This is a genomic window from Aerosakkonema funiforme FACHB-1375, from assembly GCF_014696265.1.
Lineage (GTDB): Bacteria > Cyanobacteriota > Cyanobacteriia > Cyanobacteriales > Aerosakkonemataceae > Aerosakkonema > Aerosakkonema funiforme_A.
This window is the reverse complement of sequence record NZ_JACJPW010000170.1, coordinates 1-12476: the sequence shown is the minus strand read 5'-3', so window position 1 is coordinate 12476 and position 12476 is coordinate 1. Positions and strand designations below refer to the sequence as shown.

The window sequence follows — 12476 nt, the reverse complement described above, 5'->3', positions numbered from 1 at the left end:
TAAATGTGGATTGATTTTGGACAGGGATTGGAATGCGGCACTGATGATTCTAAAAGTAGCCTTGAGTACGGTAGGGCATACCGGAACTTGGATCGAAGATCCGAACGTTTCAGGAGATTTGGCCGCTACTTTGGTTGGAGTAATCCAGTCGCAAGCAAGCTGAGTCTATGAATGAAGAATCCCCGTCCCTTTAGGGCTGGGGAGTGTCAATAGAATGGAATTAAAAATATTTGAAAATTTTGCTCTCAAAGAAGTCTCTTTCGAGGATTTTTGGGAAAAAAATCAATCACCAGTCCGGAGATTTCGAGTTCATTATTGCGTCTGAAATAACTCAGTAGGCTGTATTTGAGGAAGCACGATCGTGTTTTTAATTACGGGAGCAACAGGAGGATTAGGCCGTCGGATTGTGCGGCTATTGCGGGAACAGGAGATGCCAGTACGGGCGTTTGTCCGCCTCATGTCTCGCTATGCGGAACTGGAACACCGAGGAGCCGAAATTTTTATTGGCGATTTGCAACAAGAGAAAGATATCAAAAAAGCTTGCCAGGGCATTCAATATATGATCGGCGCTCACGGCTCAGATGGCAATGCAGCCGCACTCGATTATCGCGCCAACATTGAATTAATCGATCGAGCTAAAGATATCGGAGTCAAGCATTTTGTCTTCATCTCTGTGCTGGGAGCCGATCGCGGTTATGAAAACGCACCCACATTTAAGGCAAAGCGGGAAGTAGAAAAATACCTGCAAGCCAGCGGTCTCAATTACACTATTTTACGTCCTTCTGGATTTTCCTCCAATCTCCTACCTTTAGCGGAACAGTTTCGACAAACGGGGATTTATCTGCTTGTGGGTGACCCGAAAAACCGTACCTCTATTATCAGTACCGACGATTTAGCCCGAATTGCCGTCAATTCTGTCTCCACCCCAGCAGCGCGAAATCAAATTTTGCCAGTAGGAGGGCCAGATATTCTCAAACGGGAAGATATTCCCCACATTTTTGGTCGGATCTTTAATCGAGAACCGATCGTCATTAATCCGCCCCTATTATTGTTTGACGCAGTGCGCGGTGCATTCGGACTTTTCAATCCCAACACCGGGAAATCTTTGGGTACTTTGCGGACTTTACTGGCAAATGAATTTTTCTGCACAACTCATGAAATTGCCAATGTAGAATCGATTTTTAACTTGAAATTAGAAAGCCTCGAAAGTTTCTTGCGTCGCTATTTGGGAGTATGAATAGTCTGTCTTATTAACACTTTGAGTATTCACAGGCCGATCGCGCCTCGCACGCCTACAAATGATGCCCCTGCGGTTATAGCATCAGTCATTTTATTGTCGATCGCTTCCGCATAGTCAAACACACAGGCAATCAGGCTGGCATCGATCAAATTGCAGTTGGTAAGTTTAGCATTGCGGAAACTACTACCATCGAGATGAGCATCGAATAAGAGTACTCGATCGAGCATCGCACCATCCCAGCACGTCCGAAAAGCTTTTATGCCGTGCATATCAGCACCCATCAAAGATGCCAGGATAAAGGAAGCACCAACAGCGCTAGCTTTTCTCATCTTACAAAAGCGTAATTCGGCGCGATCGAAACGAATACCATCAAGCACCGCATCCTCGAAGTTGACCGATGTGGCACGTAAATTCGTGCAGTCAGTATTGACAAGAGATGCACCGATAAAAGATGTATCATTTAGATTGCAACCACCCAGACGCGCACCATCAAAACGTGCTGTAGTGAAAGTCATGTTACTGAGATTTGCACAACCTAAGTCTGCTCCAGTAAAGTTTGCACTTTCAAGAATAGCTGGTCGCCCAGTACGCCGAAAAGCATTCCATTCATCGACATCGCGCCACAACATCTGAATCTGAGTAATTACAGGTTCCCAATAATCATCATCTAATTGAACATTTTCAAGTTGAGTTTCTTGGAGTCTACACCGAGAAAGAGCCAATCCCGACACCGAGCTACCAGCTAGATTTGTACCAGTTAGGTCGCAGTGTTTTATGTTCGCTTGGGAAATGTCGAGTCCAGCCAGATTAGCATCGCGAAACATCAGACGTTCTGAAACTGGAATTTTGTTGATTTCGATGTTAAAAGCGGGAATATCTTGACTCAGAAGTTCGACCCAAGCTGACTGATTATCTGGTGTTATCATGATTTGGTTCCGCTTGGCTGTTCCTCTCGATTAGGATCGCTTGTATCTTTTCATCATTACCTCACTTTTCACTTACCTCTCAAGTTCTGCGATGATTTTAATGAGCGGTTCTATCTTAACTCGCTTGTGCGATCGCGCTTCCCGTCCTTGCTAGTTAGAGAAAGCGCGATCGCTCTTATTCACTTACTTTTTAACCGATTTGGCAAAATCGAGTTATGCAGTCAAACTGAGATTGTAGCTCGTATTCACAGTCGGAGTATTTGACACGATATCGACAAAGTACGTACCTGCGCCTAAAGTCCTTGCAATTGAGCCAATACTGCTAGGAGAAGCACCAGCACTAGCTAAAAACTCACCAGGATCGATGCTACCGTTACTGTTGCTGTCGCCATACAGGTTTGCAGTCACTCCATCGCTGACACCACTGAGGGATAAATTGAAACTACGCACATCACCCAGCACAAAACGATAGAAGTCATCGCGATCGGTTGTACCTACAAAGTCCTGATAAGTGCGAGTACCCGCGAGAGTATCTACATTTAAAGCTGTAGCTGGCGTGCTACCAGGATCGGATGCAGTTGTGGTAGGAATAGCACTAGCTGCAAAACTCAGACTATAAGAGCTGCTGGAAGTGGGAGAACCCGTTACCACATCTATGTAGTAGCTACCTTGAGCCAAATTCCTGGTAATTGCTGCGAGACTAGAAGGGGTACCAGTAACGCTATTCAACTCTTCACCAGGTTCGATCGCAGCATTGTTATTGACATCTGCAAACAACTTCAGAGTAGTGTTACTGCTCAAACCCCCCAAAGTAAGATTGAGGTTGCTCGGCTTGTCCAAAATAATCCGGTAATAGTCCTCTGGGTCGGGAGTACCCACAGAATCAACAAATGTCGGACGGGTAAGCAGCGTACCTAATTCATATGAAACGCTGGGTAAATTTCCCGGATCTGTTGCAGGTGCAATCGGTAGCGAACTTGTACGTCCTTCCCGAATACCATTGCTGAGAAAATGTTGTTCAGCCTTTTCAAAGTCATTACCAAATGCTGCCTTTAAATCAGGATTGCTATTCAGGTAGACGGTAGGATTGAAAAATTCTGAAGCAACTCGTCCTTCTTTGAGACCAAAGTTTTGGTAGTGTTGCACCAATTGCTCGTCAGTCAGATTAGCTTGTGCTAAGTCAGTGTTGACAGCTCTGTAGTAAGCTGCGTTAAAAACAACTCCAGGTCGGCGTTTCTCTCCGATCCCAAACTGTTCCATATGGCCAAACAGTTGGTTTTTAGTCAACCCTGCGTTGGTGAGGTCGGGATAACTCGTTGCATAGTAGTTGATATCTGCAAACCGCGAGAATTGACGCCCTTCGGTAATCCCCCTATCCAGGAAGTGCTGCCGCAATTGTGCATCTGTGGTAATTCCAGCTCTAGCTAGGTCTGGGTAAAGAGTGCGGTAAAAATTGGCATCAAATAAATTAACGGACATGATATTTCCTCCGAAGATTTGCAATTACATCGTGATTTTGTGAAAAATTGACAGGTAACACTTAGTTGGTGAACTTCTGCTTTTGGAGATAATTATCTGGACGTAAAGCAGATATTAATTCTCCCGAATCTGACCCAATTTAATGGTTATTAGCAATTGGCAATTGTGAGGGAATGATATTTGCCGATGCTCATCCACTCATAATACCTTGATTGTGAGGTATTTCTGAGGCATTTACAGAATTATTGACAGGAAATTGAAACCAAATCTAGAATTAGAAATATTCCCGGAACTCTAGATTATTTTGTTTTGTCTTACCCATCTCAATCTGTTTGTTTCTCTTCTATTGAGTAATACAATTTCTCATGATTGTTTACGGAAGTCCAGCGAAAAAAATTTTGAGCGTTTTTAAACTCTAAGTGTATACGTAATGACTTCGAGATGAATATAAAAGCTTCAAATCATCGGCTTTCCGGTCTCTCTAATCTTGAATTATCGTTATATTTTCTCTGTAGCACCTATATATATGCAAGTGTTGTATTGAAAGTAGGTCAATTTATCTGGAATTGCAGCTATACTTGATGTAGTTTAATAATTTTAAATTCAAAATATCCATTAAAGAAACCCGGTTTTTCCAAAAAACCGGGTTTCTGGAACTCTAGCGAGCTAAATCAAACGCCAAAGCTAACAGAATGGCTGCGATCGCACCCAGTAAAGTATTGATAGCATTGACAACTTCATTGGTCAGCCAGCCTACCTTGCCTTGTACCGTCGCGCCCAGCAGACTTTCCAAATTAGTGGCAACGAACGCCGCCACCACGCACAAACCGACACCTGGGAGGTCGATCGAACCGACACCCCAACCTACAAGTGCGATCGCGATCGATCCCGCCACCCCAGCTAAAGTTCCCTCCAGACTGACAGCGCCTTCCGTTCCCCGCGCTACCGGTTGTAAAGTAGTAATTAGAAATGTGCGTTTACCGTAAGCTTTGCCCACCTCGCTAGCGCAAGTGTCGGAAAGCTTAGTAGAGAAACTGGCGACATAGCCCAAACGCAGCAAATAAAGAGTGGGAGAGGGGGGGAGAGGCAGAAGAGTTGCTAAAGCACACAGCGCCCCCGTAAAAGCCGAACCCCAGACATTTTCTGGCCCACGCGCACCAGAACGCTTTTCGGCAATTCCCTCTGCTTCCTTTTGGGCCATACCGATGCGGGTGACGGCAGATCCAACCAGAAAATAGAACATCACCGTCAAATATCCCTCCCATCCCAGCGTTCCCCAAATCAAAACGCCCAATACCCAAGCGTGCAAGTAGCCTGCGGGTGTGAGCAACTTTTTAGGGGCCAAAAACGCGATCGCCAGCAAAACCGTATTTAATCCCACCGCTACCAGCCAGGGATTAAGAGCATAAATAGTAGAGAGCATTTATTATCAGCCTCCGCGAAAACAGGAAACTATGAACGAAGTTTTATTTCATCTTGCCTTTCCCGTCACCGATATTACCCAAACAAAAGCATTCTACGCTGATGGTTTGGGTTGCGAAATCGGTCGCGAAACGCCAAATTCGGTAATTCTTAACCTTTACGGGCATCAAATCGTTGCCCACGTCGCGAAAGAAGCTGTGACTCCTCAAAAAGGCATATATCCCAGACATTTTGGATTGGTTTTCACTTCCGAAGCGGACTGGGAAGCGCTGCTAGAAAGGGCGAAACAGAAAAACTTATCCTTTTATCAAGAGGCTAAACGCCGATTTGCCGGTTTACCTACCGAACATCGCACCTTCTTTTTAGAAGATCCGTTCCACAACTTGCTGGAGTTTAAATATTATTGTCATGCGTCGGCGATTTTTGGCGATCGGGAGTACGCACAGGTGGGCGATACTGTCTGAGAGGTTCTCCTAGCGCTTCTCCAACTACGGCGAGACACCTGGAGTCTGTCAGCATCCAGGGATGTAGAGGAACCGATACCTGTACATTTTTACCTACCGGCAGCTGAGAACTATTCGCCGGCACGATCATTAAATCCAGGGGTGTCCAGATGGAAGTGAAGTTGAGTCGTTCCAACATGGTGACATCCCGACTCAAATCAGTCAGAAATTCGCTCCCAGGACGCATCTGAACGCAACCGGGTAGTTGAGAACCGTAAGCGGTCAAAGTCCCGCGATGAGGCGATGCGATCGTAATGAAGCGCTGTACGCGATCGATTCCTCCCAGCCGCTGCACGTAGTAGCGGCTGACAATTCCTCCCATACTGAAACCAACTAAATCCAAAGCTTGTCCTGGCGGGAAAGTGTTGGCGACAAAATCTGCAACTTGTTGTGCCAAATAATCTAGGTGTTTGGCACCGTTATTCGGTATGAGATCGAGATCGTACACAGACCGACCCTGCTGAAGCAGGTAGGGAGCCATTCTATGAAAAACTGCGCCGGTATCGTTAATACCGTGAACTAACAGCACCGGGTTGCGATCGTTCTCACTTTTCATATCAACCTAAACGAAAGTTAATCACCTGAATCCAGCTTAGACCGAGCGCTTTGGCAAGATGACCGCCAGCAGACGCACAGTTCGCTGGCACAAACCCATTCGCCACTTTGTTAACTGTTAGATTCGTTAACCACGCCCTGTAAATATTTTGTTACAATCTAAATGTGGGTTAAGAATAAATCTCCGGAAGCTCTCTGAAATTGTAGTGAAATTTCCCATTTTATACTCCTCTTCATTATAACACTACTACTATTCGGATCGCACTTCCATTTCACACCTTATTCCCACATCTGTATTCATGTACAAGGAGTACAATAAATGATTCGACTCCTAGTCAATTTCTTAGAATTTGTTCTCAACAAACTTTACCGCAACCGTTTATATCCGCGATTTTTCGTTTTGGAAACAGTTGCTCGCGTTCCCTACTTTGCCTACACTTCAGTGCTTCACCTTTATGAAAGCATGGGTTGGTGGCGCAAAGCTGACTGGATCAAAGTTCACTTTGCAGAATCTTGGAACGAATTGCATCACTTGCTGATTATTGAGTCGCTTGGCGGAAATAAATACTGGATTGACCGCTTTGTTGCTCGCACGGGAGCCTTTTTCTACTACTGGATTCTCGTTGTTGTGTTCATGATTTCTCCTCGCGCAGCTTATAACTTTACCCAGCTAGTGGAAGAACACGCCTACCAAACTTACGATAAGTTCGTCAAAGAATATGAGGAGCAACTTAAAGCCGAACCTGCACCGCAGGTTGCCATAAATTACTACCGCGAAGGCGACCTTTATATGTTTGACGAATTCCAAACTTCTCATCCCCCAGAAGAACGTCGTCCCAAAATTGATAATCTTTACGATGTTTTCGTCGCTATTCGGGATGACGAGATGGAACACGTTAAAACGATGGTAGCTTGTCAGCAGGCGGACGCCCAACTAACGTTCATGAGTCCCCACAGCCCGTCAGCTAAATTCTTGCCTGAATCAACTCTAAATAAGGTCGAAGAATCTGAGCCTAAGCTTGCAAAAGAAGCAGCTGAAAAAGAACCAGCAACTTTGTTTTGACAAACTTAATTATTGGTTGAATGTAGGGGCGGGGTGACCCCGCCCCTACATTTGACTTTTTCACTCGTTCATATTTCTGTAGGTAGCAACAGCTGAAGGAGATATGCGATTCAAATATCGGAAAATCCAATATTTGAATACTGTATCGAGAATCACCGGAAATGTAGCAATAAACAAAAAGATAAATTGTCTACTTTCCGGTATTCCCAGATGTCGCGATATGCCTTCTAGCAGGACTTCCCATCCATGTGGTGAGTGGAATCCCACGAATATATCGGTAAACAAAATAATAATGAAAGCTTTAGCGCTGTCGCTGAGACCGTACACAAGCTCATCGATAAAAGATTTCAAAACGGCGATTTCTCGACGACTTGTAAATATCACCAGACCAAAAGCAACCAAGGACAGTAAATCGGAAAAGACATTTTTAATGGCATCAGCACTTTCGTGCCGAGATTCTTCGGCGATTTCCTGCGCTCTTTCTTTGAGTTTTACCTCTATTTCCTCTGCCGAAAACTTCGGAACTTCAAAAATCAAGTTCTCAAATTCTAATCTTTCCTTAAATACTTGTAACTCACCCAGCGCTTCTTCTTCCAAATCGCGGTTTATGAAAATATCGACCTTATTCTCATCTCTCAACTTGTCTACTATTGGGCCGACTATAAAAATCTTAGATAGTTGATAAGTGAGCAGCGGTGCTATGATTAAAATTAAAATAAACTTAATAGAAACTGCTGTTTTTGCCTTGGACTTGCGGAATTTTTTGACGACTTCTTCTTCTGATTGAGGGTCTAACTCTCTCTGGAGCCGATTCAATGTTTTAAAAATCGATCTTGGTAAAACACCTGTTTTATCAGTGGCAGTTTCATTAATTTTGGTTTCCAGATCGGATTTAGATAAATATACTTGTTCGTTTTTATCGTTTGAGCTAAAATCTTGGGAAGCCAAGTCATTTTTGGCGGGGACTACTACCAAGGATAAAGATGTTTCCGGTTGCGATTTTTTCGATTCGCGAGTGTATTGAGAAACAATGCGATCGATAAACTTAAGTTTCTCTAAAATTACCGATGGTTTATCTCTAGCATCCAGCCCATAAACATTGCCATTATTGACGGTAACATCACCTTCTTTTGGTTTGGCTATATTTTGATTCGTCAGGTTTACCACTGAACTACTAGCCTTGAATTCCGCCAGTCCCGCCTTGATAATATTTAAGTTTTGCTTAAGTTCTGTGTCAAAATAAGCCATTGTGCTGTCTCCGTACTCAGCAGAGTCAGCAGCTATTTGGCGACCCCCAAAATGTTCATCTTCGATCGCCTTGATTTGCAAAGCCGCATTATATGCTCGATCTAAGGCTCTTTCTGGCGTTTCGGAAAACCAGTCGCCAGCATAACGCAAGGAATCTCTAATTTTGGCCAAAAATGTTTTCTTCATGACACAAATTTATCGCTGACTCTCAGTGATATAGGAGAAATATCCTGATTGCTTCTGGCTTAATGCAGATTTGCAAAAGTCAGAAAATCGAATGTACGTGGTATGATAACAAATTAACCGGAGGACGGATGGTGGTGTCTGAATCTATTTGGATCGCTGGTTCCAGTCGCGGTGGTAAGACTACCCGGTTGATAGAGCAGTTTTGCACCTGGGTACAGATGGGATTCGATCGCCCAAATGCTACTATGCCCAATTCTGCAACTCAGGGGCGAGCAGTTAGCCAAAGTGTCGTCAGTCGTTTAACTGCCAGACAAAGAGCATCAGCAGCTTTGATATTTGCTGCTAACGGCGATAACCGCATCGAGTTGACCGATCGCATTACAGCAGCGATACCTAATATCCCGATTCGCACAACCACACCTTTAGCTTTTTTTGAGGACGAAGTAATTCTATTTTGGCCGCTCTTAATACAGAGGTTGAATCTAAAGGCACAATTTCCCCTGCGACTGCGCCCGGAAACAGAACAGGAATTAGCAACGGAGCTGTGGCGTCCGGAATTGGATATGGGTATTTGGCGACAGATGGGGGTGAACGAATATCGATTAGTCCGTCGCGCCCTCGACTTGCTGTTACTGGCAGGTTTGAGTGGAACGCCTCCAGAGGATATATCTGAAATTTTAGAACAAGGTTTGGTGGAAGAGGGAGAGGGGGAGAGTTTTGATTCGGAACTCAGCAGTCAGCACTCAACACTAAAAATGATGTTGTTGCGGTGGAAGCAATGGTGTTTGGAGCGAGGATTGCTGACTTACGGTATCATTGCGGAATTATATTGGCGCTATTTATTGCCAGACGCAACTTATCAGCAGCATTTAACTCGTCGGTGTCGCATAGTTCTGGCAGATGATATAGATGATTATCCCGCGATCGCACGCGATTTGTTTGACTTTCTCCTAGACAGTGGCGCGATCGGCGCTTTCGCATACAATCCTGAAGGTGGCGTGCGCGTAGGATTGGGTGCTGACTCCGATTTTATGGCAGGTTTGGCATCCCGCTGTCAAGTAGATACTTTGAGAAGGCGACCTGTGATTTGTTTGGAAGATAGCCTGGGAAATAACTTGGTGGAAGCACTTAACGACCCCTCCTTACTATCCGCTTTACCAGAATCGGTGCAGTCTCTACAAACGATATCGCGATCGCAACTTTTGCGCGAAACCGCCGAAATCATCAGCCAAGCGATAAACTCAGGACAGGTGCAACCGCAAGATGTCGCTGTCATAGCACCCGGTTTAGATGCGATCGCACGCTACAGCTTCATCGAAATTCTCACAGGTAAAGGTATAGCCGTCGAATCTCTCAACGATCAGCGCCCCTTATCCAGTTCTCCGATCGTTCGCGCATTGCTCACCCTTCTGGCTTTAGTTTATCCGGGATTGGGACGTTTGGTAGACCGAGATGCGATCGCGGAAATGTTGGTAGTACTCAGTCAATCATCAGCAGCAACAGATAACGAGGAATCGGAAGATACCTCAATCCCAAATCCCAAATCCCAAATCCCAAAAGGTATCGATCCAGTTCGCGCCGGTTTGTTGGCAGACTATTGTTATGCGCCCGATCCGGAATTGCCCAGTTTGCAGCCGGTGAAAAGCTTTGCTCGCTGGGATCGTCTGGGATATCAAGCGACCATTGCTTATGAAGAAATTGTACAATGGCTGGAAGAACAGCGATCGCAACAACAGCAGCGTCTCATACCCAGCGGCGTTCACGTACTCGATCGAGCAATTCAGCGCTTTTTGTGGAATGGCAGCTATCTTCCCTTTCACCAATTATCAGCTTTGCGAGAATTAATGGAAACCGCCCAGCATTATTGGGAAGTAGACGGACGACTGCGAAAAACTCCGATCGACTCTCCCGTTAACCCAGGAGATACACCATCTCATACTACCGTCGGTCGATTCATACAGCTACTGCGGCGCGGTACAGTAACGGCAAATCCTTTTCCTATGAGAAGTTTTGGCAGAACAGCAAATGCCGTCACCTTGGCGAATATCTTTCAATACCGTTCCAGTCGCAGATTTCATCGTTGGCAATTTTGGATGGATGTCGGTTCTTCTCTGTGGTTAAGTGGAGGTGCAGCGAGTTTATTTGCTTCGCAATTATTTCTGCAAAATCGATTGGGAGAACCTTGGACAGAGCAAGATGAAACAGACGCAGGAGAAGAAAGACTGCGACGAATTGTGCGAGATTTGTTGTCTCGTGCGGGAGAAAGAATTTATTTGTGTCACAGCGATTTTGCCGTAAACGGACAAGAACAAAACGGCCCGCTTTTGACATTGGTAAACGCTTCTGTTCCCGTTAACTCGGAGGCATTATTAACGCAAACCTAGAATCATCGCCAAGAAAACTAGATATATCCAAGCTGTTGGTATGCCGATAAAAAGTCCGGCAATTGCCCAGCCTCTTTGATGAGCTTTGAAGTGTTCGATACTCCGCCACTTTTTACTTTTCCAAGCCCATTCATTGCCTCTAGCACCCAATGCGATCGCCATCAGCCAACCTATCTGCGGTATCCAGCATAAAAGACCGATCCAAACATTATTAGTTAGCGGCCATATCCAGGGTAACAAAAATGCTCCCCAATTCCAACCTTTGATTTCATCTGGCACCGGTACAGATGAATCTAATAAACGACCTTGACCGGAATTATTCAAGTCAGATGTTTGCTTTAAAAGCTCGTTACCCCTTGCTTCGCCCTTTAAGTTTATTTGTTTGAGATTCTCGAGCGCTTCTCTAACATTACTAAACCTGCGTTCTAAAGCAGGTTCGGTCATTTTCATTAACCAACTTGCCAAATGAGGAGACAAATTCACCTTGTCAGCAAATTGAATCTGCAAGTTTTTTTGTGGCAAATCGGCTGGTGGAATACCAGTTAATAAATGAATCAAAGTTGCGCCCAGCGCATACAAATCCGACGCCGGAACTGCCCGACCGCCAAATTGTTCCATCGGTGCATAACCGTAAGTTCCCACGACAGTAAATGTAGCGCCCTCTGTTGCCGCTCGATCTTGAACTGCACCAAAATCAACTAAATAAATATATTCATCTTCACCCCAAATTAAATTACTTGGTTTGATGTCCCGATGCAACACAGGCGGATTTTTATCGTGCAGGTAAAACAGAATATTCAAAACCGATACAGTGATTTTATGTATTTCCTTTTTCGTAAATTTTCGACCTTGACTCAGCAATTCTTTCAAGGAAGCACCGGGAATATATTCTTGCACCAATCCGAACCAAAGCGTGCGATCGTCTATATGAAAATAATCTCGATACTTAGGAATGCGAGGATGATCCAGTTGTTTGAGAACCTGCGCTTCCCGTTCAAATAATTTGAGGTCATCCCACTGCACCTCGCCGCCAAAAGCCAGCAGTTTGACAACTACCTTTTCTTTAGTTTCTGTTGCCAAATCTTCTGCCAGCCAAGTTTGACGCCCCGCATTTTTCCCTAACTTTTGTTTGAGTTGATAGCGTCCCTGTAATATTTGTCCCGATTCCAGCATTTTACTCATATGTTTTGCTATCTATCGCCTTTTAAATCGGTAAGTGCTTGGCGCGTACTCTGATAGCGTTGCTCTAAGTTCGGTGCTTTGACACTCAAGAGCCCTAAAGGGACGGGGATTCTTCATTCATAGACTCAGCTTGCTTGCGACTGGATTACTCCAACCAAAGTAGCGGCCAAATCTCCTGAAGCGTTCGGATCTTCGATCCAAGTTCCGGTATGCCCTACCGTACTCAAGGCTACTTTTAGAATCATCAGTGCCGCATTCCAATCCCTGTCCAAAATCAATCCACATTTA

10 protein-coding genes and 2 pseudogenes are annotated in these 12476 nt (G+C 44.8%); 5 read left to right on the top strand and 7 right to left on the bottom strand.

The features are described from left to right. Positions 1-194, top strand: a pseudogene (locus H6G03_RS39935) (RNA-guided endonuclease TnpB family protein); the annotation flags it as partial. Positions 195-361: 167 nt separating this feature from the next. Then, positions 362-1237: an SDR family oxidoreductase gene (locus H6G03_RS35090; protein WP_190475194.1), complete on the top strand. Its 876-nt coding sequence runs from the start codon at positions 362-364 to the stop codon at positions 1235-1237. Between the two features lie 29 nt (positions 1238-1266). Here H6G03_RS35090 and H6G03_RS35085 read toward each other — a convergent pair whose 3' ends face one another. From H6G03_RS35085 to H6G03_RS35075, 3 genes are all read right to left on the bottom strand, one after another. Then, positions 1267-2166, bottom strand: coding sequence for a pentapeptide repeat-containing protein (locus tag H6G03_RS35085; protein WP_190475192.1), 900 nt, complete (start codon positions 2164-2166; stop codon positions 1267-1269). Between the two features lie 213 nt (positions 2167-2379). Beyond that, the gene (locus H6G03_RS35080) at positions 2380-3645 is read right to left on the bottom strand and encodes a hypothetical protein (RefSeq protein WP_190475190.1); all 1266 of its coding nucleotides are present in this window, start codon (positions 3643-3645) and stop codon (positions 2380-2382) included. A 658-nt stretch (positions 3646-4303) separates the two neighbouring features. Further along, a complete protein-coding gene (locus H6G03_RS35075; protein ID WP_190475188.1) occupies positions 4304-5068 on the bottom strand; it encodes a TIGR00297 family protein in 765 nt (254 codons plus the stop codon). A 31-nt stretch (positions 5069-5099) separates the two neighbouring features. Between H6G03_RS35075 and H6G03_RS35070 the strand changes: the two genes are divergently transcribed. After that, the gene (locus H6G03_RS35070) at positions 5100-5531 is read left to right on the top strand and encodes a VOC family protein (protein ID WP_190475186.1); all 432 of its coding nucleotides are present in this window, start codon (positions 5100-5102) and stop codon (positions 5529-5531) included. On the opposite strand, the gene H6G03_RS35065 is transcribed toward H6G03_RS35070, so the two are convergent. Further along, positions 5461-6126, bottom strand: a complete 666-nt coding sequence (locus tag H6G03_RS35065; RefSeq protein ID WP_190475184.1) for an esterase/lipase family protein — start codon at positions 6124-6126, stop codon at positions 5461-5463. The genes H6G03_RS35070 and H6G03_RS35065 overlap by 71 nt on opposite strands. 318 nt (positions 6127-6444) lie before the next feature. On the opposite strand from H6G03_RS35065, the gene H6G03_RS35060 reads away from it, so the two are divergent. Then, a complete protein-coding gene (locus tag H6G03_RS35060; RefSeq protein ID WP_190475182.1) occupies positions 6445-7188 on the top strand; it encodes an alternative oxidase in 744 nt (247 codons plus the stop codon). Between the two features lie 60 nt (positions 7189-7248). Here H6G03_RS35060 and H6G03_RS35055 read toward each other — a convergent pair whose 3' ends face one another. After that, entirely contained in the window at positions 7249-8622 is a 1374-nt protein-coding gene (locus H6G03_RS35055) for a proton extrusion protein PcxA (RefSeq protein ID WP_190475180.1), read from the bottom strand. 131 nt (positions 8623-8753) lie between these two features. Between H6G03_RS35055 and H6G03_RS35050 the strand changes: the two genes are divergently transcribed. Then, complete coding sequence (locus H6G03_RS35050; RefSeq protein WP_190475198.1) at positions 8754-11006, top strand: recombinase family protein; 2253 nt, start codon at positions 8754-8756, stop codon at positions 11004-11006. On the opposite strand, the gene H6G03_RS35045 is transcribed toward H6G03_RS35050, so the two are convergent. After that, positions 10992-12179: a serine/threonine protein kinase gene (locus H6G03_RS35045; protein WP_190475196.1), complete on the bottom strand. Its 1188-nt coding sequence runs from the start codon at positions 12177-12179 to the stop codon at positions 10992-10994. The genes H6G03_RS35050 and H6G03_RS35045 overlap by 15 nt on opposite strands. A 103-nt stretch (positions 12180-12282) precedes the next feature. Then, positions 12283-12476 (bottom strand): annotated as a pseudogene (locus H6G03_RS38505) (RNA-guided endonuclease TnpB family protein); the annotation flags it as partial.

Excerpts from the sequence above, each read along its gene's own strand:
- H6G03_RS35085 (WP_190475192.1), bottom strand. The coding sequence starts at position 2,166 with ATGATAACACCAGATAATCAGTCAGCTTGGGTCGAACTTCTGAGTCAA.
- H6G03_RS35080 (WP_190475190.1), bottom strand. The coding sequence starts at position 3,645 with ATGTCCGTTAATTTATTTGATGCCAATTTTTACCGCACTCTTTACCCA.
- H6G03_RS35075 (WP_190475188.1), bottom strand. The coding sequence starts at position 5,068 with ATGCTCTCTACTATTTATGCTCTTAATCCCTGGCTGGTAGCGGTGGGA.
- H6G03_RS35070 (WP_190475186.1), top strand. The coding sequence starts at position 5,100 with ATGAACGAAGTTTTATTTCATCTTGCCTTTCCCGTCACCGATATTACC.
- H6G03_RS35065 (WP_190475184.1), bottom strand. The coding sequence starts at position 6,126 with ATGAAAAGTGAGAACGATCGCAACCCGGTGCTGTTAGTTCACGGTATT.
- H6G03_RS35060 (WP_190475182.1), top strand. The coding sequence starts at position 6,445 with ATGATTCGACTCCTAGTCAATTTCTTAGAATTTGTTCTCAACAAACTT.
- H6G03_RS35055 (WP_190475180.1), bottom strand. The coding sequence starts at position 8,622 with ATGAAGAAAACATTTTTGGCCAAAATTAGAGATTCCTTGCGTTATGCT.
- H6G03_RS35045 (WP_190475196.1), bottom strand. The coding sequence starts at position 12,179 with ATGCTGGAATCGGGACAAATATTACAGGGACGCTATCAACTCAAACAA.